The following is a 22,067-nucleotide window of genomic DNA, read 5'->3' on the forward strand; positions in this document are numbered from 1 at the left end:
GGCGGGGCGGGGGCTGCTGGGCCTCCGCAATTGCCGCCGGGTCTGCCTTCTGTTTCACCCCGGCGCCACCAGGGGAAGGAAACACGCTCCGTGAGCCCGCAGCCAATGCGCCGCGTGGCTGTTGTCGCACCCGCCGCTGGCGAGGGTGGGCTACAGCTTGTCACGCCCAAACGCCCGCCCGAGGCCATGCGCCCCCGGCTCGGCAAAATCCTCGTCGAAACGGGCGTGCTCGATCCCGGTGATCTGCTCAAGGCCCTCGCAATGCAGGCCCGTGAAGAGGCCCGCCTCGGCGATATTCTCCTTGCCCATAAGATGGTCACCCAAAGCCAGCTGATGGAGGCTCTGGCCACCCAATGGCGCGCCCGCGTCATCGACCCGGCCTTCGAGCCGCCCGACCCCCGGCTGGTGGATCGCTACAGCCCCGAGCGTTGCCTGCGCGACTGCATCCTGCCGTGGCGGCGTCGTGGCTCGCTCACCGTCATCGTCACCGCCCGGCCCCACCTCTTTGCCCGCCATCAGGAAGAGCTGACGCGCCTCTTCGGGCCGGTCGTCATGGCGCTCGCGCAGGAGCATGAGGTGTTCCGCGCAGTCCAACAGATCCGCGCCAAGGATCTGATTCAAAAGGCCGAAACCAAGGTCGCCGAGCCGCTCAGCTGCCGCGAGTTCCTCACGCGCGGAAAGCAGCGAGCGCTACTGGCCATCTGCCTCGCCGCGCTCGTCGCCACCCTCGCCGCGCCGTGGCTCACCCTCGCCCTGCTCACCGCATGGGCCGTGGTCACGCTCTGCCTGCAAATGGCGATGAAGGGCGCGGCCACATGGTTTACATGGCGCGGCATGCGCGCCGAAGCCCGCGATCGCCAGCACCGCGCCGCCGCGCTGGAAGAGGCCGCCCGCGCCAGCACCGCGCCTGCGCCCCTCACGCTCGCCTCCGCCCTCCCCGCCTTCAACAGCCGCCGCAATCGCCCTGCCATCGCCCGGCTGCCGGTGGTCTCTGTGATGGTGCCGCTGTTCCGCGAAGAGCATATCGCCTCCCACCTCGTGCGGCGGCTGTCGCGGCTGACCTACCCCAAGGAGCTTCTCGATGTCTGCCTCGTCATGGAAGCCTCCGACGACACCACCCGCCTCACCCTCTCGCGCACCCGCCTGCCACCGTGGATTCGCGTCATCACCGTGCCGCGCGGGGCGGTGCAAACCAAGCCGCGCGCGCTGAACTACGCGCTCGAATTGTGCCGCGGGTCCATCGTCGGCGTCTGGGATGCCGAGGATGCCCCCGACCCGGACCAGATTCACAAGGTGGTCCAACGCTTCCACGAGCGCCCGCCCGAAGTGGCCTGCCTGCAAGGCGCGCTCGACTTTTACAATGCGGGCACCAACTGGCTCTCGCGCTGCTTCGCGGTCGAATATGCCAGCTGGTTCCGCGTCGTGCTGCCGGGGTTGGCGCGGCTGGGCTGGCCGATCCCGCTGGGTGGCACCACGCTGTTCTTCCGCCGCGAAGCGCTGGAAAAGATCGGCGGCTGGGATGCCCACAACGTCACCGAAGATGCAGATTTGGGCATCCGGCTGGTCCGCATGGGCTATCGCACCGAACTCGTGCAAAGCACCACCTACGAAGAGGCCAACTGCCGCGCACTGCCCTGGGTCAAGCAACGCTCCCGCTGGCTCAAGGGCTACGCCATCACATGGGCCGTGCACATGCGTGCGCCCCGCGCCCTCTGGCGCGACCTCGGCGCATGGCGCTTTGCCGGCTTCCAACTGCTGTTTCTCGGCGCGCTCACCCAGTTCATCTTCGCGCCCCTGCTGTGGAGCTTCTGGCTCGTCCTCCTCGGCGTCTGGCACCCGATCGCCGCAGCGCTGCCCGGCTGGGCCTTCTGGGCGCTGGCTGGCACCTTTCTCGCCTCCGAGGCCATCACCATCGCCACCGGCATCGCTGGCACCCAGCTGGCCGGCCACCTGAAACTGCGCAAATGGGTGCCCACGCTGCACTTCTATTATCCGCTGGGGGCGCTGGCTTCTTACAAGGCGCTCTGGGAGATCGTCACCAAGCCCTTCTATTGGGATAAAACCACCCACGGCCTCCACCACGAGGAGGCCGACGAGCTTGCGCCCATCATCGTGCTGGAAGAGGCCGCCGTCAGTCCTGCGCCGCGTCCAGCCTGAGCCGCTGCTCGAAGGCCGCCGAGATATGGCGGCGCAGCGCCTCGCCCGCCCCCGGCTCATCGCGCGCCGCCATCGCATCGACAATCGCCTGATGCTCCGCCAGCGCCTCCTCGCCCCGCCCCTCGGCCGCCAGCGAGGTGGTGGCCAGCAGCGCCATCGAGCGATGCACCAGATCAAGCTGCTGGATCAGAAAGCGGTTGTGGCTGGCCAAATGGATCTGCCGGTGAAACCGCCGGTTGGACCGGCTGAGCGCAGCCGGGTCATCCACCTTCGCCCGGTCCTCCTGCACCATCTGCCCCAGCACTTTCACCTCTTCGGCGGTCGCATGGCGGGCCGCCAGCCGCGCCGCCAGCCCCTCCAGCTCGGCCCGCACCACGTAAAGCTCCGCCAGTTCGTTGTGGTCAAGCGAGGCCACAATCAGGCTGCGCCCGTCGCGCACCAGCAGGCCTTGGGTTTCCAGCCGCTGCAACGCCTCGCGGATCGGCGTGCGAGACACCCCGAACCGCTCCGCCAGCTCGCTCTCCACCAATCGGTCGCCGGGCTTGTAGGTGCCCAGATCAATCGCATCGAGAATAAGCCCGTAGGCATCCCCCTGCGCGGGCCGTGCGCTTGGCATCCAACCACTCCTCTTTGTCTCGTCCGGCGAGCCTATGCGCCCGCGCCGCCCCAAGGCAAGCGGCCCTTGCGCCGCACCGCCCGCGCGCCTAGCGTCCGCCCCATGTCGCACGCCCCCCTCTTCTCCCATGTCGCCGCCTGGGTCTTTGACCTCGACAACACGCTCTATCCACCCGAGGCCCGCCTCTTCGACCAGATCGAGGTGCGCATGACCGCATGGGTGATGGAGGCGCTCGGCGTCGATCAGCCCGAGGCCGACGCGCTGCGCAAGAAATACTGGGCCGAGTACGGCACCACGCTCGCCGGGCTGATGGAGGTCCACGGGCTCGACCCGGCCCCCTATCTCACCCATGTCCACGACATCTCGCTCGACCATCTGGACGCGGATGACGCCCTCGCCGCCGCCATTGCCGCCCTGCCCGGCAACAAGTTCGTCTACACCAACGGCTCCAAGCCCTATGCCGAGCGGGTGCTTTCCGCACGCGGCCTGTCCGGCCTCTTTGACGAGGTCTTCGGGGTCGAGCATGCGGGTTTTCGGCCCAAGCCCGAGCGGGCGGCGTTTGAAACCGTCTTTGCCAAGGCCGGTCTCGACCCGGCCCGCGGCGCCATGTTCGAGGACGATCCCCGCAACCTCGCCGCGCCCCACGCAATGGGCATGCGCACCGTCCACGTCGCGCCCGAGCCGCTGGCGGCCCCACACATCCACCACCACACCGCCGACCTCACCCGCTTCCTCACTGGCCTCTAGCACGCGGCCCTTTGGTAAGGGGGAAAGCACGGCGAGGCCCGGATGAGCCCGCTCGGTCGGTTAACCTCTCGCCATTTTGCAAAAATCCCCTGTGCATAGGATGTGCATGGGTTGTGCATCACATGTTGCCCGTTAACTTTCCCGGGTTAACGCCAAAATCTGCGCCGCGCACAGGCATTTTCGCAAAACCTCCGCTGCGCCGATACGTCCCCTTGGCAATTGCCTCCCAAGCGCCCTAAATCCCCACAATGGCACGTAAAACAACCGATATCCTCATCGCAGGCGCGGGCATCGCAGGGTTGACGGCTGCGGCCTGTTTCGCCCATGCCGGATACAGCGTCACCCTCGCCGCCCCAAGGCCCCCAAGCCGAGATAAAGCCGATGGAGATCAACGCTCTACCGCCTTTCTCGACCCGGCGATCAACCTCTTCACAGAGGCCGGCCTCTGGCAGCCTCTCGCGCCCCATGCCCAGCCCCTGCAAGAGTTGCACATCACCGATACCACTAGCTGGCCCCCCAAAATCCGCGATTCCCGCGCCTTCCGCTCCAGCGCGCCCGGCACCCCGCCCCTCGCGCAAAACCTGATGAACTGGCGCATCGCGGATGTGCTGCTCAACGCTTTGGAATCCCTGCCAAATGTCACCCTCCACTGGGGCGCGAGCTTTGCTTCAATGGTCACGCGGGAGGGCGAGGCGATCGTCCGGCTGAGCGATGGCACCGGCCTGCGCGCCCGGCTAGTGATCGGTGCCGACGGGCGCGAGAGCGCGGTGCGCGAAACCGCTGGAATTGCGGCAGAAATCTCCCGTTTCGGGCAAAAGGCCCTCGCCTTCTCCGTCACCCACCCGGAGCCGCACCACAACATCTCCACCGAGGTCTACAATCAGGGCGGGCCCTTCACCCTCATTCCCCTCCCCGATGACGATGGCACCCCCACCTCAGCGGTGGTCTGGATGAACCCCGGCCCCGAGGCCCTGCGCCTGCAAGCCCTTGAGCCGGAAGATTTTTCCGCCGAGGCCACCATGCGCTCCGCTGGCCTCCTCGGCCCGCTCACCCTTGCTAGCCCGCGCGCCCTCTTCCCGATCATCACGCTGCACGCCAAGGCCCTCACAGCCCAGCGCACCGCCCTCATCGCCGAGGCCGCCCATGTGATTCCGCCCATCGGTGCACAGGGGCTCAACACCTCGCTGAACGATCTCGCCGCCCTCCTGGGCAGCGCCACGCCAGAAACCCTCGGCTCCCGGCAACATCTTGATGCTTATGAAAATTCCCGCGCCCGCGACGTGGCCGCACGGGTCGCGGCAATCGGCTTTTACAACCGCCTCACCCGCTCCGGCCTGCCGCCGCTGCAATCGCTGCGCCTCTCCGGCCTCAAGGTCGTGGCCGATGTGCCGCCCCTGCGCCGCGCGGTGATGCGTGCGGGCATGGGCGGTTAACCGGTGATTAGGATCTAGGCGATAACCTTGTCGAGAACCCGCTCAAGCCGTCCGAGCGTCGCCTCAACATCCGCCAGCTTGTCGAGCCCGAAAAGCCCGATGCGGAAGCTCCTGTAATCCGCGCCTTCGTCCACCATCAGCGGCACCCCGGCGGCGATCTGCACGCCCTCTGCGGCAAAGGCGCGGCCGGTCTGCAGCTCCGGGTCGTCGGTGTAGACCACCACCACGCCCGGCGCGCCAAAGCCCTCTGCGGCCACGCTTTTCACCCCCTTGGCGGCAAGCATGGCCCGCGCCCCATCGCCGAGCGCCTGCTGCGCGGCCTTCACTTCGCCGAAGCCTCTGGCCTCGGTCTCTTTCAGCGCGTCGCGAAACACCCGCAGCGCATCGGTCGGCATCGTCGCGTGGTAGGCATGCCCCCCCGCCTCGTAGCTCTGCATGATCGCCAGCCACTTGCCCAGATCACAGGCAAAACTGTCGCTCTTGGTCTCCGCCACCTTCTCCTCGGCCCGCGCCGAAAGCATCACCAGCCCCGCCGAGGGCGGTGCCGACCAGCCCTTCTGCGGCGCTGAAATCAGCACATCCACCCCGGTCGCTTCCATATCAACCCAGATGCAGCCCGAGGCGATACAGTCGAGCACCATCAGCCCGCCAACCTCATGAACGGCCTTGGAAATTTCGGCGATGTAATCATCCGGCAGGATCATCCCGCTCGCGGTTTCCACATGCGGCGCAAACACCAGCGCAGGCGCCTCGGCCTTGATCCGGGCCACCACCTCTTCCACCGGCGCGGGCGCAAAGGCTGCGGTCGCGTCATTCCCCGCCCGCCGGGCCTTCATCACGATCTCTTCTGCCGGAAGCCCGCCCGCCTCAAAGATCTGGCTCCAGCGGTAGGAAAAGAACCCGTTGCGCACCACCAGCACCGTCTCGTCGCGGGCCAGCTGCCGCGCCACGGCCTCCATCGCATAGGTGCCACCGCCCGGCACCACGGCAACGGCAGCGGCGTTGTAGCAGGCTTTCAAGCCGGATGAGATGTCGCGCATAACCTCCTGAAAAGCCTTGCTCATGTGGTTCAGCGAGCGGTCGGTGAACACCACCGAGAACTCCAGCAGCCCATCCGGGTCGATATCTCCGCGCAAGGCAGTCATGGGGCGATCCTCCGTTTTCGGTCGGCCCATAGCTATCGCCAACCCGGCCTGAGGCAAAGCCCCGACTGCGGCTCAGCGGCGAACCACCAGCACATCGCAGGGCGGTGTTCGGATGAGGCTCTCGGTGAACTGGCCGAGGAGCGAAATCGAAATCGCGGCCCGGCCATGGGCGCCCACTGCAATGAGCTCGGGTTGAAAGCTCTCAATTTCGTGGTCGAGGCTCAACGACACCGAGCCCACCATCGGCACCGGCTGCGCCATCTTCTCGGGCAGTTGCGCGGCCTCCCACCACGCGGCAAGTTCCCGTTCCGCCTCCTTGACGAAGGGCGCAAGCGCCTTTGCGCTCTGCTGCGGGGCAACTAGCCCGCGGTAAGGCACATGCACCGCGTGGAACGCCTTGAGGATGGCCTCCGGGGCAAATCTGCCCGCCGCCTGCGCCGCAGCCGCGCAGGACGACGAAAGGTCGATCCCGCAGAGAACCCGTTGGTAGGCCCCGGTCACGGCCCCGGCCGCCAGCAGCACCGGCCGCTCGCTGGCACGCACGATCCGCTCCATGGTCGTCCCGCTGAAAAAATCCCAGAACGCGCGGGTCCGATGTACCCCGAGCACCACCAGATCCGCCTCGATGCGCGTCGCGCAGGCGGTGATCGTGGCCACCGGCTCGCCGATCTCGACCCGGATCTCCGCCTTGCGCTCCGAGATCGACCCGCATTGCCCACCAAGCTGCTTTTCCGCCTCGGCGGCCATCGTCGAGGCGACAGGTCGCGGCAGATCTTCATCGACAACGGCAAGCACGGTCAGCTCTGCGTCCATGTCTTCTGCAAGGCGATAGGCGCGGCGCAGCGCGCGGTCGGAACGTTCGGAAAGGTCGGTGGCGACGAGGATTCGGGTCATTTCGGGATCCTTCTGCAGCGGGCCTCAAGATGCCCCAAGGATAACCTGAATCGCTGCATTCACCACCGTGACATCTTATCCCGCCAGCGGCCCCGGGCGGCGCTCTTCGGTGAGCAGCACATTGGCCTCCACGTTGCCCACACCGGGCATCGCCATGATCCGCCGCCGCAGCACTCGCTCAAAATCGGCAAGGTCGCGGGCCGTCACCCGCAGGCGGTAATCGTAGAGCCCCAGCACGTGCTCCACCGTCTGCACCTCCGGAATGGCGCTCACCGCCCGCTCAAAATCGTCGAGCGAAACCCGCCCCTTGGTCGCCAGCTTGACGCCAAGAAAGACCGTCACACCAAAGCCCAGCTTTTCGGCATCGAGCCGCAGTCGCCGCCCCGAGATCGCCCCCGCCTCGGTCAGCCGCTTGATCCGCCGCCACGCCGCCGGTTGCGAAAGCCCCAGCTTGCGGCCCACCGCGCCCGCGCTCAGCCGGCCATCCGCCTGCAACGCAGCCAAAATTTCCCAGTCCAACTCATCAAGCGTCATACCGGCAGCGCCTCCTGCCGCTTGATCCGGCTCACATGCATCAGCGCCTCGATATCGGCGATATGGGGCAGCGCCATGATCTTTTCCCGATAGACCGCCGTCCAATGCCCCATGTCACGGGCGATCACCTCCAGCCGCACGTCGACCCTGCCGAGAAAGGTCTGAATTTCCGTCACTTCCCGCACCTCGCGCGCGGCGTTAAGAAAATCGTCAAAGGCGCGTGGCAATGTCTTGTCGAGGGTGATCCGGAGCGAGACCCGCACCGCAAAGCCAAGCGCCTCCCAGTCAATCACGGCCTCCTGCCCACCAATCACCCCGTCGCGCTCCATCCGCTCCACCCGCCGCCAGGCCTGCTGGGCAGACAGGCCAACACGCTCCGCCAGTTCGGCAGCCTTCAGGCTCGGCTCGGCCTGAAGATGACGGAGAATGCGGCGATCGTGATTGTCTAGCATGGTTTTCTCTCAAATAGGGAAGATGGTGAATTACTTTTTCACTCAGAACGCAAAATACGTCAACACCAACTCTCCCCCGCCCGCCAAAGCATCGCTACAACCCGCCCCAACGAAACCACTCCCGGAGGGACAGACATGCGCGTTTATTATGACCGCGATTGCGACATTAACCTGATCAAAGACAAAAAGGTGGCCATTCTCGGCTACGGCTCCCAAGGCCACGCCCACGCGCTCAACCTGCGCGACTCCGGCGCCAAAAACCTCGTCGTCGCCCTGCGCGAAGGCTCCCCCTCCGCCAAGAAGGCCGAGGGCGAAGGCCTCAAGGTCATGGGCATCGCCGAAGCCGCAGCCTGGTGCGACCTGATGATGTTCACCATGCCCGACGAGCTTCAGGCCGAAACCTGGAACAAATACGTCAAGGACAACATCAAGCCCGGCTCCGCCATCGCCTTCGCCCACGGCCTCAACGTGCACTTCGGCCTGATCGAAGCCCCCGCTGGCGTCGACGTCATCATGATGGCCCCCAAGGGCCCCGGCCACACCGTGCGCGGCGAGTACACCAAGGGCGGCGGCGTGCCCTGCCTCGTGGCCGTGCACAACGACGCCTCCGGCAAAGCGCTGGAAATCGGCCTCTCCTACTGCTCCGCCATTGGCGGCGGCCGCTCGGGCATCATCGAAACCAACTTCCGCGAAGAGTGCGAAACCGACCTCTTCGGTGAGCAGGTCGTGCTCTGCGGCGGCCTCGTCGAGCTGATCCGCATGGGCTTCGAAACCCTCGTCGAGGCGGGCTACGCTCCCGAGATGGCCTATTTCGAGTGCCTCCACGAAGTGAAGCTGATCGTGGACCTGATCTACGAAGGCGGCATCGCCAACATGAACTACTCGATCTCCAACACCGCCGAGTATGGCGAGTATGTCTCCGGCCCGCGCATCCTGCCCTACGAAGAGACCAAGAAGCGCATGAAAGAGGTGCTGACCGACATCCAGAAAGGTGTGTTCGTGCGGGACTTCATGCAGGAAAACGCCGTTGGCCAGCCCAACTTCAAGGCCACTCGCCGCATCAACGACGAGCACCAGATCGAAGAAGTCGGCGAGAAGCTTCGCGGCATGATGCCCTGGATCTCCGCCGGCAAGATGGTGGACAAAGAGCGCAACTAAGGCGCCGCCTTCACCGGCATATGTAAAATTGAGCAACCCCGGCCATCGCGCCGGGGTTGTGCTTTCCGGAAGGCCCCATGAACGTGCAAGCCCCTGAAATCACGGCCAGAAGCTGGGCGATGATCGCCACCCTCGGTGTGATCTGGGGCGGCACCTTCATGGTGCAGAGCCTTGCGCTGCAAACCACGGCGCCCTTCTGGGTGGCTGCCGCGCGGGTCAGCTTTGCCGCGCTGCTCACGGCGTTGGTCTGGCGGCTGAGGGGCGGCCACATGTTCACCACCACGGCCACCGACTGGCCCCGCCTCACCGTCGTTGCCCTGCTCTCCTCGGCCATCCCCTTCATGTGCCTGAGCTGGGGCCAGCAATTCGTGCCCTCGGCATTTGCCGGGGTCTCCATGGCCAGCGTCACGCTCTTTATCCTCCCCCTCGCCCATCTGTTTCTGCCCGGCGAGCGGATGACCCTGCGCCGCACGGCGGGCTTCTTGCTCGGCTTCGCAGGCGTGGCCGCGCTGATCGGGCCAGAAGCCCTTTCGGCCACGGGCGCAGCAAACGAAAGCTGGGGCCGCGCAGCCTGCCTCGCGGCGGCCAGTTGCTATGCCGTCTCCTCCGTGATGATGCGCCGCTTGCCCCCGATCGACCCCATCGGCCTCACCTTCGCCACCGTGGCCATCGGCGCGCTCTTCGTTATCCCTATGGCCTCTCTCGTCCACGGCGCACCGTCCAACCCCGGCACAAAAGGCCTGCTGATCCTCGCCCTGCTCGGCCTCGTCCCCACCGCCGGTGCCAACCTGCTGCGCATCCTCGTGATCCGCTCCGCCGGCCCGGTGTTCATGAGCCTGACGAATTACCTCGTCCCGCTCTGCTCCATCCTCTTCGGCTGGCTCATCCTGTCAGAGGATCTGCCCGGCTCGCTCTTTATCGCCATGGCCCTTATCCTCTCTGGCGTGTTCATCAGCCAATGGGGCGCACTCACCCGCCTGTTTCGCCGCAGGTGAGCGCCAGCGCACAGGTCACAGGGCCAGGCCGCGCATTGATACATTATAACACCGCACCCATCTGCCCTGCATGACCAACCTTCATGTGAGCAAAAGAGAGGGCCTGCCAACCGAGATGCAGACCCTCCTTCGGGCTACCCCGCGCGAATCCTGGCCGGGGCACCCGAACTTCGCCGCCTCCGTCGCCAAATGGATGGGGGCTCACCAAATGTTCCGCGACCTCGCCCGTGTGACGCGGGAGGATACCGAGGCCTACCTCGACAAGGAGATCAGCGATGATGCCTACACCAGCTCCCTCGCCCGCTTCGGCGACCGGCTGGTCCGCAACCTCCACGGCCACCACGCCTGGGAGGACCGGCGGTTCTTCCCCGAGCTGAACGCGGCGGACAACCGCTTTGAAGCCGGGCTGGAGATGCTGGAAAGCGACCACGTCGAGATGGACGCGCTGCTGGAGCGGTTCACCCGCAAGGGCAACCGCATCATCCAACTCGCCCACCTCGATCCGCCCTCCATGGCGGAAGAGGCAGGCGGTTTCCACAACGAAGCCGTCGCAGCCGAAGCCTTCCTCGCAAGGCATCTGACCGATGAGGAAGACCTCGTGGTGCCGATCATCCTGCACCACAAGCTCCGAGGTTAATCTGTCGGGCCCGCGTCCACGCGTGGGCCCGGCACAAGGCTCAGTTGGGCCTCAGGCCTGCAAGAAAATAAGGGATTTGAGGATCAGCCGTCAGGCCGCGCTTGCAGCCTCCACTTCGGCCACAATGCTATCAACAACGCGCTCCAGAAGCGCCTCGTCCTCGCACTCCGCCATCACCCTTATCAGCGGCTCGGTGCCGCTCTTGCGGATCAGCAGCCGCCCCTTGCCTGCCAGCTCGGCCTCCGCCTCCGCCAGCCGGGCCTTTACCTGCGCCGCCTCCAGCGGGGTCTCGCCCGCCGCGTATCGCACGTTCTTCAGCAACTGCGGCACCGGCTCGAAGCTGCGCGCCAATTCGCTCGCACGCCGCCCGGTGCCCACCATCGCCGCCAAAAACTGAATGCCCGCCAGCAGCCCGTCACCGGTGGTGGCATAATCCGTCATCACGATATGGCCCGACTGCTCGCCACCAAGGTTGAAGCCCCCGGCCCGCATCCGCTCCACCACGTAGCGGTCGCCCACGCCGGTGCGCTCCAGCCGCAGGCCCCGGCCCTCCAAAAAGCGCTCCAGCCCGAGGTTGCTCATCACGGTGGCCACCAAGGCCCCGCCCTTCAAAATGCCAAGGTCGCCCCAGCGGGCCGCCAGCAGCGCCATCACCTGGTCGCCATCGGCAATCGCGCCAGTCTCATCGATAATCATCACCCGGTCAGCGTCGCCATCAAGGCAGATGCCCACATCGGCCCCATGCGCCACGACTGCCTCGGCGGCGGCCTGCGGCGCGGTCGAACCACATTTGTCGTTGATGTTGTAGCCGTTGGGCGAAACGCCCAATGGCACCACCTCCGCACCAAGCTCCCAAAGCACCTCGGGCGCGGTCTTGTAGGCCGCGCCATTTGCGCAATCCACAACCACCTTCAGCCCGGCCAGCGAGCCCCCCACCGGAAAGCTCGCCTTGGCCCGTTCCACGTAGCGAAAGCGGCCATCGTCGATCCGCTTGGCCCGGCCAATGTTCTCGGCTGCCGCAGGCTCCACACCGCTCGCCACCAGCCCTTCGATCTCTTCTTCCGCCTCGTCCGACAGCTTGAAGCCATCGGGGCCGAAAAACTTGATCCCGTTGTCATGGGCCGGGTTGTGAGAAGCCGAAATCATGATGCCCAGATCGGCGCGCATCGAGCTTGTCAGGTAGCCCACTGCCGGGGTCGGCACCGGGCCGAGCAGCAGCACGTTCATCCCTGTGCTCGTAAGCCCCGCCGTCAGCGCGTTTTCAAACATGTAGCCAGACAGGCGGGTATCCTTGCCAATCACCACCCGGTGCCCACTGGCCCCGTCCCGGCGAAAGTAGCGGCCCGCAGCCGCGCCCAGCTTCAGCGCCACCTCGGCGGTCATCGGGGCCGAATTGGCCTTGCCGCGCACCCCGTCGGTTCCAAACAGCGTTCTGCCCATCATGGCCCCCTCACATGCCCCATTGCGCGGCGGCGAGCCTCAGGCCCTGCCGCGTTTCCCGCGCATCATGCACCCGTAATAGCTGCACCCCCTGCCCGGCGGCAAGCACGGCCAGCGCGAGGCTGCCGGGCATGCGCTCCGCCGCCACCTCCTCGCCCGCCAGCTTGCCGATAAAGCCCTTGCGCGACACGCCCAGCAGCACCGGGCAACCCAGCGCATGGAAGAGCGAAAGCCGCGAGAGCAGCGCAAGGTTGTGGGTCATGGTCTTGCCAAAGCCGATGCCCGGGTCCACCACCACGCGTTCCCGGGCGATCCCGGCAGCCTCGGCAGCGGCAACGCGCTCTGCAAGGTGGTCGTACACGTCAAGCAGCACGTCGGTATAGCGCGGGTCATCCTGCATGGTCTCGGGGCTGCCCTGCGCATGCATCAGGCAAATTGGCGCGCCCGCATCCGCCGTGGCCCCGGCAATGGCCGGGTCAAACAGCATGGCCGACACATCGTTTACCATGTCCGCCCCTGCCGCCAGCCCGGCGCGGGCCACCTCGGCCTTGCGGGTATCCAGCGAAATGGGCGTGGCACAGCCCTTGGCCCTCAGCGCCTCTACCACCGGCACCACGCGCGACAGTTCTTCGATCACCGAGACCTCCACCGCGCCGGGCCGGGTGCTTTCGCCGCCGATGTCGAGGATGTCGGCCACCTCGGCAAGCGCCAGCGCATTGGCCAACTCGCGGCCCTCGTGCTGGCCACCGTCCGAAAAACTGTCGGGCGTCACATTGAGGATCGCCATGATCCGCGGCACATCCATCGTCAGCCCCGCCACCGGAAAGCGCGGGGCAGTCAGCCGGGCCAACTCATCTTCCTGCAGCGCGGAGGCCGGCAGCAACTCCGGCGCGGCCTCCCGGCGCAGCACCTCCACCCTGTCAAACCAGCACCACCCCCCGGCCAGCGTCAACGCGCCCTCGGGGCGGGCCGGGTCTGTCTGTACCAGGGGGCGGATGTATCTCATGTCGCCAACTCTCCCGCGATCCACGCCGCAAGCGCCTCAGGGCGCGCTTCGGGCGGCTCCACGGCGGTGAGCACCAGCTTTGAAGGGGCCCAGAAGGCTGGGATGCCCTGCGCCGCGCAAAAACCGATCTCGGTGCGGCTCGCCACCACCCGCGCGCCCTCCACGCTCTCTGCGGCGATCCAGGCCGCCTGCTCCATCGCCAGCAGCATTACCCGCGCGCGTGCCTCGTCGCCCCGCGCCTTGGGCACGTAGCCGGGTGTCACCACGTAAAGCACCGGCCCCTCGGCGGGCGGCACGGCAGAGCCCAGCACCATCAGGCACACCTCGGGGACGGCTGCGGGAAGCGCCACTGGCTCCACCTCACCGCGCACCCGCAGCGCCTCGACGCCCAGCACAAACTCGCCGCGCTCCAGCTTGTCGATCCGCACGGCCATGCGGGCCACGCGCGGCTCGCTGAACACCCGCGCGGCGATCCGGTCCACCAGCGTTTCCAGCAGGTCCACCCGGCCCTCGGCCAGCGAGGCATCGACCGCGCCAATCAGCGTGTCGTAGCTCACCACCTTGTCGACATCATCACCCGCAGGCGCGCCCACCACCTCGGCATGCACCTCAAAGCACAGCCGCTGCGCCACGCCGCGCTCATCGGCAAAGGCGCCGATCTCAACATCGCGGTAAAGCTCCCTGAGGGCGATCACATCGCGGGGGGCATGATGCGAAAAGGCGAGGCCGGTTTCATCCATGCCTCGCCTAATTCCACGACCTGCGACCAAGTTCAATGGCCGCGCGGCCCGATCAGATCACACGCACCTGCGTGCCGATCGGCGTCAGCTCGAAGAGCTCCGCGATCAGCTCGTTGTATGTGCCGATGCAGCCCGAGGACGAGCGCCGCCCGATCTTGCGGGTGTCATGGGTGCCATGGATCAGGTAGGCGGGCCAGCTGAGATACATCGCATGGGTGCCCAGCGGGTTGTCGGGGCCCGGCGGCATGTAATGCAGGCTCGGGTCGCGCTTCATCATCGAGGGGGTCGGCGTCCAGTCCGGGCCAACCTTCTTGCGCACGATCTCGGTGTAGCCAGTGCGCTTGAGGTCGTCGGTCAGCGGCACCGAAGTCGGGTAGACCTTGTAGGTCGCGCCATCGCCCGACCAAAAGTGCAGCGCCCGGCTGATGGTGTCGCAAACAATCGTGGCTTTGCCCAAATCGCTGAAATGGTCACGCCAGTTTTGCGCCTGAAAGCTCGATGCGTTGCGGCGCACCTGTGCCTGGCGGCTTACCGAGGTCGGATCAATCTCTTCGGCCCAGCTCACAGCGGGAGCGGCGGCCAGCGCGGCAGTGCCGGCAAGAAGGCGTCGTCTGGAAATCATTGAAGTCGTGCCTCGTTCAACGTCTCGTGGTTGCGTCTCACCTGCCACGTCGGGCGCTCCGCCGCTACTCACATATCAGTGAAAATGAATGCGACAGTGCAGCATTGCAACGGTGCCCCGCTCTCGCGCCTTACGAGCGCGGGTGCCGGTAGAAGCTGTGCACACCGATCCGGGCGGTGCGCGGAAACTGACGGGCCCAGCTCGGACGCACGGCGTTGGTGTGATAATGGGTCGCCCCGCCGGTCAGCTGGCGCGGCGCGCCATTGAGCACAAGCCAAGCGATCTTGCCCACCCGGTCATAGGCAGCCTGTTCGCGGATGGCGTCGGAGTAGCCGTCGCAGGTGTAGGTAAACTGGCACTGATACTTGCGCCCGGTGCCTTGGTTGACCACGGCGCAAACCGTCGAGGGGTAAAGCCCCGAGTCCACGCGGTTCAGGATCACCTCGGCAACGGCAAACTGCCCCTTCACCGTCTCGCCGCGCGCCTCAAAGTAGAGCGCTTCGGCAAGGCAGGCCCATTCGGCACCGCCGTTGCTCACGCGGGGCTGGCTATCAACCCACTGGCGGCTATAGCTCACCTTGATCGAGCCGGGCTTGCCAAAGGTGCTGCGCGGCGCCGTTGCCAAACGCTTGATCCGCTTGCCGCTCACCGCCTGAAACGCCTTGCGCTCCTGCCCGAGCAGCGCGTCGAGACGTTGGTTCATCTCAGGATCAGTGGGAGCCCCCGCCTCGATCACCTCTGTCGGCACCGTCGAAGTCGACATCACCGTTTCGGCAGTTGCAGGCATCGTGGCGGCGGTCAGGCCCAAAAGGGACAGGACCAGCGCGGGCATGTTCCGGCGCAGGTTGTGCATCGTAATCTCACTCTAGCGGCACGTCCCAGGCTCGTGCCCAGCCGAGGGGGCGCTTAGCGGATGACACAGCGTCCTGTCCACCCCCCGGTGCCAGCCTGCGCTCAATCGGCGCAGTTCAGCGCAGATTGTTTCCGAAGCGCCACCAATCAGCGCGAAAATCCGTTGAAAAATCTAACGAAGCTCTCCCGGCGCATCTCCCGCGCGGTCCCGAATCGCAAGGTGCGCGGCCGCCAGCCGGGCCACGGGCACCCGGAACGGGGAGCAGGACACGTAGTCAAACCCGGCCTCACGGCAGAAGGCAATCGTGTCCGGGTCGCCGCCATGCTCGCCGCAAACCGAAAGCGTCACCCCCGGCCGCGCCGCGCGCGCCCGCTCGGCGCCCAGCATCAACAGCTCGCCAACGCCCTCCTGATCGAGGGTATGAAACGGGTCTTCAGGGAAAACCTGCTGCTGCACATAGGCCCCCATGAACTTGCCCGCATCATCGCGGCTGAGGCCATAGGTCATCTGGGTCAGGTCATTGGTGCCGAAGCTGAGGAAGGTCGCATGCCCGGCAATATCCCCGGCACGCAGCGCGGCGCGCGGCGTTTCCACCATCACGCCCAGCTTATAGTCAAAGTCCCGGCCCGTCTCGTTGCGCACAGCCGCCGCCACCCCGTCAATCCGGGTCTTCAGCAGCTCCACCTCGCGGCGGGCGCTGACCAGCGGCAGCATGATCTCAGGCACCACATGGTCCCCCTTGCGGGCCACGGCCACGGTCGCCTCGAAAATCGCGCGCGCCTGCATGTCGTAAATCTCGGGCACGGTCACGCCCAGTCGCACGCCGCGCAGGCCCAGCATGGGGTTGAACTCGGCCATCGCCTCAACCCGGTGCGCCACATCGCTCAGAGGCAGGCTCAGCACCTCGGCCAGCGCCCGCATCCCCTCGCGGTCGGAGGGCAAAAACTCGTGCAGCGGCGGGTCAAACAGCCGAATGCACACCGGCTGGCCCACCATGATCCCGAACAGCTGGGTGAAATCCTCGCGCTGCATCGGCAGCAACTGGTCAAGCGCGGCGCGGCGATCGTTCTCGGTGTCCGCGAAGATCATCTCGCGCATGACCATCATGCGCCCCTCTTCGAAAAACATGTGCTCGGTCCGGCACAACCCGATGCCCTCGGCCTTGAACATCCGCGCAGTCTGCGCGTCCGCGGGCGTGTCTGCATTGGCCCGAATGCCGATGTCGCGCATCTCGTCAGCCCATGAGAGCAACGACTGAAAGCTGTCATCCAGCGCCGGTTCCAGCATCTCCACCTCACCGTTCAACAGCTCGCCGCTGGAGCCGTCGATGGTTACGGTGTCGCCCTCACGAAAGCTGAGGCCGCTCTTGGTGCGCAGGGTCTTCTTGCTGGTCGAAAGCCTGATATCACTGGCCCCAACGATGCAAGGCAGGCCAAGGCCACGGGCGATCACGGCGGCATGGCTCGTCATCCCGCCGCGCTCGGTCAGGATGCCATTGGCCACATGCATGCCGCGAATGTCCTCCGGCGTGGTCTCACGGCGCACCAGAATACACGGCTCGCCTTGCGCCGCATGAGCCTGCGCGGCCTGCGCCGAGAAGACCAGCTTGCCAATCGCGCCGCCGGGGCTGGCCGCAATGCCACGCACGATCACGTCGCGCTTGGCCTTCGGGTCCACCTGAGGGTGCAAAAGCTCGGGCAGCGCCCGGGGCTGCACCCGCATCACCGCCTCTTCACGGCTGATGATGGAGTCCTCGGCCAGCGCAACCGCGATTTTCAACGCCGCGCGCGGGCTTCGGCTGACGCGCACCGCATCCAGCACCCGCAGCTTGCCGCGCTCCAGCGTAAACTCAATTTCCATCTCCTCGCGCAACCGGGCGCGGCAGAGTTCGGCCATTTCGGTCAGCCGGTCAAAAATTTCAGGCTTCTCACCTTCCAGCGACGGCCCGCGCTGGTCTTCCAGCAGGTAGAGCGCCTCGCCATTGGCCTCCAGCGCATCGCGCAGGAAGCTCTGGCGCAGGTAGCGGCCCGATACTTTGCGGTGCCCCGTCACCTGATCCACGCAGCGCAGCACGCCCGAGCCGCTTTCGCCCGGGCCAACACCCAGCGCCATCTCCTGCACCACAAGCCCCAGCCCCGCATCGGTCGGCGCGCCCCGGGCTTGGCGCAACAGCCGCGCCGTGGTGCCTTCCCATGCCCGCGCCATCGAGCGCAGCACCTCAAGCAACTGCACCTCGGCCTCCTGCGGAAACGGCTCGTCCGCCTCTTCCTCGTAGATCGCCAGCGCCATCTTGAGCCGCTCGGTGGTGCAGGCATCGGTGAGGTCGAAGGCATCGGCATCGAGCCGGGCAACATGCACCGCATAGCTCTGGATGAACCGCAGATAGAGCACCGAGGCCGCCTCTTCGCCGTGGCTCTGGCTCAGTTCGAGGTGGCGGCGGTTGTTCATCCCGATATTCAGGATCGCGCCGGGCCCGCCCCAATCCGGATCTTGGCTGGAGGGGCGCACGCAGAGCAGCGGGGCCTTTCCGAACAGCGCCAGCAGTTGCGAAACGTCAAACCCCTGCCCCGCCGCCAGCGCGTGCACCGCCTGAAACGACAGCGCCGCCGTATGAGGCACGGGAAGGCCAAGCCGGATCAACCGCTGCAAGCATTTCGCCCGCCCGCCATGGGTCGAGGCCGCGAGGGTGGCCTCGGGGGTGATCTCGGTAAATCCCGCGATATGGGTCGATTTCTGCAACGCAGCAATCCTTTCTGTGGCGCAGAATAACCCGAAAGATGAGTCGGGCAAGTGCGACGTTAAGGATAGGTTAACGCTAACGCCAATCAGACCAAGGGCTTAGCCCTCCAACCGCGACAAATCCGCCACCGTGGAACAGGTCTGCCGAATGCGGTGAAGCAGGTTCAGCCGGTTTCGGCGCAGCACATCGTTCTCCGCGTTCACCTGAACCCCCTCAAAAAACCCGTCGATCGGTGCCCTGAGCGCCGCCATACGCGCCATCGCAGCGGCAAAATCCTCGGCCTCCACCGCGCTGGCAATCGCCGGCTCAGCGGCATCCAGCGCCGCAAACAGCGCCTTCTCCTCCTCGGCCTCCGCCAGTTTCGCCTCGGGACCAAAGGAATATTCCACCCCATCCGCGGCTTCCGCTTGGGTCAGAATATTGTTGGCCCGCTTGAACCCCTGCACAAGGTTCTCGCCATCGTCGGTGCTCAGGAAGGCCTGCACCGCTTCGGCCCGCTTCACCAGCAGCGTCAGATCATCCTTGCCCGGCATGGCAAGGCAAGCGTCGATCACATCATGACGGATGCCCTGATCGCGCAGGTGCACCTTGAGGCGGTCGTGAAGGAAGGCGAGGAGGTCGTCGGAGGTGTCAGGCCGCTTGGCGACAACACGCTCGACCCAATCCGGGGCATCACCCTCGATCTGGTCTACCACGGCCCTCACGGCACCGCCGAACACCCCGTGCTGTGCAATCTCTTCCAGCAGCGCATCGCGCAGGGCGGCAGCCTTGGTACCGTCAGGCGCAATCTCATGGCGCAAGAGTTGCGCGTCGATCAGCCGGTCAAGGTGAAGCCTCAGCCCATTCGCCAGCACCAACCGGATCACCCCAAGCGCTGCACGGCGCAGGGCAAACGGATCTTTCGAGCCCGTCGGCTTTTCGTCAATCGCCCAGAACCCCGCCAGCGTATCCAGCTTGTCGGCCAACGCCACGGCGACGGAGGCCGGCGCGGTGGGCACGTCGTCCGACGGCCCGAGCGGCGAGTAGTGCTCTTCACAGGCCGCCGCCACCTCGGCGGACAAGCCTGAAGCATCACTGTAATATCGCCCCATAAGCCCCTGAAGTTCAGGGAATTCTCCAACCATCTCGGAGGAAAGGTCAGCCTTGCACACACGCGCCGCCTGCCCGGCCAGTGCCGCATCGGCTCCGACCATCGGCGCAAGGCTTTCGGCCAGCGCGGCAATCCGGGCGATCCGATCGGCCTGGCTCCCCAGCTTGTTGTGGAAGGTCACGTTCTCCAACCGCGCGGTCCAAGCCTCCAGCCCTTCCGACTTCGCCACCCGCAGATCGTTCTCCCAGAAAAACTTGGCATCCGAGAGCCGCGCCGCCAGCACCTTCTGGTTCCCGGCCAGAATGGTGGCGCCGTTGTCCTTCGTCTCCATGTTCGCCACGGTGACAAAGCTCACGATCTGCCCCTGCGCGTTCTTCACCGAGAAAAACTTCTGGTGCTCCTTCATCGAAGTCTGCAGCACCTCCGGCGGCAGGCCCCGGAATTGCTCCTCGATGTCGCCCATCAGCACCACCGGCCACTCCACGAGGCCCGAAACCTCGGCCAGCAGCCCCTTGTCCTCAACCAGCTCCAGCCCCTTGGCAAAGGCCAGTTGCGCCGCGTCATGGGCGATGGTCTCGGCCCGCTCCTCGGCGCTCAACACCACCTTGGCGCGCTTCAGCTTCGCCTCGTAATCCTCGAAATTCAGGGCCGAAATCGCGCCAGACGAGAGGAACCGATGCCCCCGCGTCGCATCGCCAGCCACAATCCCGTCAATCTCCAGCGGCACCACCTGCGCGCCGCTCTCATCGCTCAGGATGCAGAGGATCGAATGCAAGGGCCGCACCCAGCGCAGGCTGCCCGCGCCCCAGCGCATCGACTTTGGCCAAGGGAAGCTGCGCACCGCCGCCTCCAGCACCTCGGCCACAATCTCCGGCGCCGCCCGGCCCGGCTTTTCAATGACCGCAAAGAACACCCGGCCCTTCTTGTCGTCGCGTTCCTCAAGCTGCTCGCGCTTCAGCCCGGCACCGCGCAAAAACCCCTCGATCGCCTTTTCCGGCGCGTCCACGCGCGGCCCCTTGCGCTCTTCGCGGGTCGCCGGGCTTTCTGCCGGAAGCCCATCCACAGCCAGCGCCAGACGGCGCGGCGTGGAAAACGCCCGCGCGCCCGCATAGGTCAGCCCGGCTTCCACCAGCCCGTCGGTCACCAGCTTCTTGAGGTCTTCCGCCGCCTTGCGCTGCATCCGCGCCGGGATTTCCTCGCTGAATAGTTCGATCAGAAGATCAGCCATCGCTCTCGCCTTCCTGCGGCATCCCTGCCGGCGTCTCGTTCATGTCTGCATCCGGCGGCGGGGGGCAGCCTGGGGGCACCGGGTCGCCATCAAAGGCAGCCGCACCGCAGCGGTTGATCTGGTGCCAGACCCAGCCGCGCCCGTCCTCGGCAATCGCCACCACCCGGTCGATCCCGTATTCGATGTCTTTCTCGCCCAGAAAGGCCAATGCCCGGCCCTCCTCCAGCGCCGTGCCCACCTCTTCGGCGTCGTAGCAGTCAAACCACCCCGGCCCGGTCAGCGGCACCGCGCCCTCATAGGCCTCATAGGTCTCGCTCAGCATCGCCTGGCTCATCGTCGTGGTGAAACAGGCGCGATAGCGGATCGGTGACGAGGTGGCATTGGTCCCCTCGAAATCGTCGGCGATGATCCCTTCCGGCACGCCGCTCACCAGCGAGGTCAGCTCAACCGGCACCTCGCCATCCGCGAGTTGGACCGGCTCGTAAAAGTGGTATTCCTGAAGGTAATAGATCGCCGCGCCCACGATTGCCGCCGACAACACGATGAACCCTCCTACCAGCTTGCCGTTCATTCTGCCGCCGCAGGCTCAGGCGTCCAGCCTCCCGCCTCGGTCTGCACGAAGGCATCGGCGCAGGCCTTGGCCAGCGCCCGCACCCGCCCGATATAGGCCTGCCGCTCGGTGACGGAGATCACGCCACGCGCATCCAGCAGGTTGAACAAGTGCGAAGCCTTGATGCACTGGTCATAGGCCGGGTGGGCCATCACGATGCGGCGGCCTGTCTTGGGGTCATCTAAGGGCGCGGCCAGAATGCGCTCGCACTCCGCCTCGGCATCCTTGAAGTGCTGCAACAGCGTGTCGGTGTCGGCCACGTCGAAGTTCCAGCGCGAATATTCGCCCTCGGTCTGGCGGAACACGTCGCCATAGCTCAGCGGAATTTCCGTCTGTGGGTCGTTGTAGGGCATGTCCATCACGTGATCGACGCCCAGCACATACATCGCCAGCCGTTCGAGGCCATAGGTCAGCTCACCGCTCACCGGATGGCAATCATGCCCGCCGACCTGCTGGAAATAGGTGAACTGGCTCACCTCCATCCCGTCACACCACACCTCCCAGCCAAGGCCCCATGCGCCCAGCGTCGGGCTCTCCCAGTCGTCCTCGACAAAGCGGATGTCATGCAGGCTGGCGTCAATCCCGATGGCCGCGAGGCTGCCAAGGTAAAGCTCCTGCAAGTCCGGCGGCGAGGGCTTAATCAGCACCTGATACTGGTAATAATGCTGCAACCGGTTGGGGTTGTCGCCATAGCGCCCGTCCGTGGGCCGCCGCGAAGGCTGCACATAGGCCGCCGCCCAAGGCCGCGAGCCCAGCGCGCGCAGCGTAGTGGCCGGGTGGAAGGTGCCCGCGCCCACCTCCATGTCATAGGGCTGCAACACCGCGCAGCCCTTGCCGCCCCAATAGGCCTGTAGGCGCAGGATGATCTCCTGAAAGGAGCGGGGTTTGTCGATGCTCTGCTGCTCGGCCATGGGGCGCGGTATCCTCGGGGTTTCGGCGTGCAGCGTCTCAATAGAGCCGGGGCGCAAGG

The 22,067-nt window shown here is 66.0% G+C and carries 20 protein-coding genes; 6 read left to right on the plus strand and 14 right to left on the minus strand.

The annotated features are described in order from the left end of the window. The first annotated feature begins 90 nt into the window (after positions 1-90). Complete coding sequence (locus tag FHY55_RS14630) at positions 91-2,157, plus strand: glycosyltransferase (RefSeq protein ID WP_254695322.1); 2,067 nt, start codon at positions 91-93, stop codon at positions 2,155-2,157. Here the strand turns inward: FHY55_RS14630 and FHY55_RS14635 are convergent. Continuing rightward, on the minus strand, positions 2,132-2,773 hold the full coding sequence (locus FHY55_RS14635) for a GntR family transcriptional regulator (RefSeq protein WP_140014900.1): 642 nt from the start codon (positions 2,771-2,773) through the stop codon (positions 2,132-2,134). The two genes, FHY55_RS14630 and FHY55_RS14635, sit on opposite strands and share 26 nt — an antisense overlap. A 102-nt stretch (positions 2,774-2,875) precedes the next feature. On the opposite strand from FHY55_RS14635, the gene FHY55_RS14640 reads away from it, so the two are divergent. Together FHY55_RS14640 and FHY55_RS14645 are read left to right on the plus strand one after the other, a co-directional pair. After that, positions 2,876-3,520, plus strand: a complete 645-nt coding sequence (locus FHY55_RS14640; protein WP_140014901.1) for a pyrimidine 5'-nucleotidase — start codon at positions 2,876-2,878, stop codon at positions 3,518-3,520. 248 nt (positions 3,521-3,768) lie between these two features. Continuing rightward, positions 3,769-4,953 carry an FAD-dependent monooxygenase gene (locus FHY55_RS14645; protein WP_140014902.1) on the plus strand — a complete coding sequence of 395 codons (1,185 nt, stop codon included), beginning with the start codon at positions 3,769-3,771 and terminating at the stop codon, positions 4,951-4,953. A gap of 14 nt (positions 4,954-4,967) precedes the next feature. Here FHY55_RS14645 and FHY55_RS14650 read toward each other — a convergent pair whose 3' ends face one another. The 4 genes from FHY55_RS14650 to FHY55_RS14665 all read right to left on the minus strand — a co-directional run bounded on the left by FHY55_RS14650 (position 4,968) and on the right by FHY55_RS14665 (position 7,978). Beyond that, positions 4,968-6,098, minus strand: a complete 1,131-nt coding sequence (locus FHY55_RS14650; RefSeq protein WP_140014903.1) for an aminotransferase class V-fold PLP-dependent enzyme — start codon at positions 6,096-6,098, stop codon at positions 4,968-4,970. 72 nt (positions 6,099-6,170) lie between these two features. Continuing rightward, positions 6,171-6,992 (minus strand): universal stress protein, encoded by an 822-nt coding sequence (locus FHY55_RS14655; protein WP_140014904.1) that lies wholly within the window; start codon positions 6,990-6,992, stop codon positions 6,171-6,173. 75 nt (positions 6,993-7,067) lie between these two features. Continuing rightward, positions 7,068-7,526, minus strand: a complete 459-nt coding sequence (locus FHY55_RS14660; RefSeq protein ID WP_140014905.1) for an Lrp/AsnC family transcriptional regulator — start codon at positions 7,524-7,526, stop codon at positions 7,068-7,070. After that, positions 7,523-7,978 carry an Lrp/AsnC family transcriptional regulator gene (locus tag FHY55_RS14665; protein WP_140014906.1) on the minus strand — a complete coding sequence of 152 codons (456 nt, stop codon included), beginning with the start codon at positions 7,976-7,978 and terminating at the stop codon, positions 7,523-7,525. Before FHY55_RS14665 ends, FHY55_RS14660 begins: the two co-directional genes overlap by 4 nt. A 135-nt stretch (positions 7,979-8,113) precedes the next feature. Here FHY55_RS14665 and ilvC point away from each other — a divergent pair, with 135 nt between their 5' ends. From ilvC to FHY55_RS14680, 3 genes are all read left to right on the plus strand, one after another. Further along, positions 8,114-9,136, plus strand: a complete 1,023-nt coding sequence (ilvC, locus tag FHY55_RS14670; RefSeq protein WP_140014907.1) for a ketol-acid reductoisomerase — start codon at positions 8,114-8,116, stop codon at positions 9,134-9,136. 77 nt (positions 9,137-9,213) lie between these two features. Further along, a complete protein-coding gene (locus FHY55_RS14675; RefSeq protein WP_254695323.1) occupies positions 9,214-10,131 on the plus strand; it encodes a DMT family transporter in 918 nt (305 codons plus the stop codon). Positions 10,132-10,201: 70 nt separating this feature from the next. Then, positions 10,202-10,768 (plus strand): hemerythrin domain-containing protein, encoded by a 567-nt coding sequence (locus tag FHY55_RS14680; RefSeq protein WP_254695324.1) that lies wholly within the window; start codon positions 10,202-10,204, stop codon positions 10,766-10,768. Positions 10,769-10,858: 90 nt separating this feature from the next. Here FHY55_RS14680 and glmM read toward each other — a convergent pair whose 3' ends face one another. The 9 genes from glmM to FHY55_RS14725 form a co-directional block, all read right to left on the minus strand. Continuing rightward, on the minus strand, positions 10,859-12,208 hold the full coding sequence (gene glmM / locus FHY55_RS14685) for a phosphoglucosamine mutase (RefSeq protein WP_140016129.1): 1,350 nt from the start codon (positions 12,206-12,208) through the stop codon (positions 10,859-10,861). A gap of 10 nt (positions 12,209-12,218) precedes the next feature. Beyond that, a complete protein-coding gene (gene folP, locus FHY55_RS14690) occupies positions 12,219-13,214 on the minus strand; it encodes a dihydropteroate synthase (RefSeq protein WP_140014908.1) in 996 nt (331 codons plus the stop codon). Next, entirely contained in the window at positions 13,211-13,954 is a 744-nt protein-coding gene (locus FHY55_RS14695; RefSeq protein WP_140014909.1) for a dihydroneopterin aldolase, read from the minus strand. The genes folP and FHY55_RS14695 overlap by 4 nt, the downstream gene beginning before the upstream one ends. 52 nt (positions 13,955-14,006) lie before the next feature. Continuing rightward, positions 14,007-14,576: a L,D-transpeptidase gene (locus FHY55_RS14700; RefSeq protein WP_140014910.1), complete on the minus strand. Its 570-nt coding sequence runs from the start codon at positions 14,574-14,576 to the stop codon at positions 14,007-14,009. A gap of 130 nt (positions 14,577-14,706) precedes the next feature. Then, positions 14,707-15,408, minus strand: coding sequence for a cell wall hydrolase (locus FHY55_RS14705; protein WP_254695325.1), 702 nt, complete (start codon positions 15,406-15,408; stop codon positions 14,707-14,709). A 192-nt stretch (positions 15,409-15,600) separates the two neighbouring features. Next, complete coding sequence (locus FHY55_RS14710; protein ID WP_140014911.1) at positions 15,601-18,168, minus strand: putative PEP-binding protein; 2,568 nt, start codon at positions 18,166-18,168, stop codon at positions 15,601-15,603. 99 nt (positions 18,169-18,267) lie between these two features. After that, positions 18,268-20,487 (minus strand): glycine--tRNA ligase subunit beta, encoded by a 2,220-nt coding sequence (gene glyS, locus FHY55_RS14715; protein ID WP_140014912.1) that lies wholly within the window; start codon positions 20,485-20,487, stop codon positions 18,268-18,270. Beyond that, positions 20,480-21,058, minus strand: coding sequence for a DUF6446 family protein (locus FHY55_RS14720; RefSeq protein ID WP_140014913.1), 579 nt, complete (start codon positions 21,056-21,058; stop codon positions 20,480-20,482). Before FHY55_RS14720 ends, glyS begins: the two co-directional genes overlap by 8 nt. Then, a complete protein-coding gene (locus FHY55_RS14725) occupies positions 21,055-22,008 on the minus strand; it encodes a glycine--tRNA ligase subunit alpha (RefSeq protein ID WP_140014914.1) in 954 nt (317 codons plus the stop codon). The genes FHY55_RS14720 and FHY55_RS14725 overlap by 4 nt, the downstream gene beginning before the upstream one ends. Positions 22,009-22,067: the final 59 nt, after the last annotated feature.

The sequence above is a fragment of the Oceanicola sp. D3 genome, from assembly GCF_006351965.1.
GTDB lineage: Bacteria > Pseudomonadota > Alphaproteobacteria > Rhodobacterales > Rhodobacteraceae > Vannielia.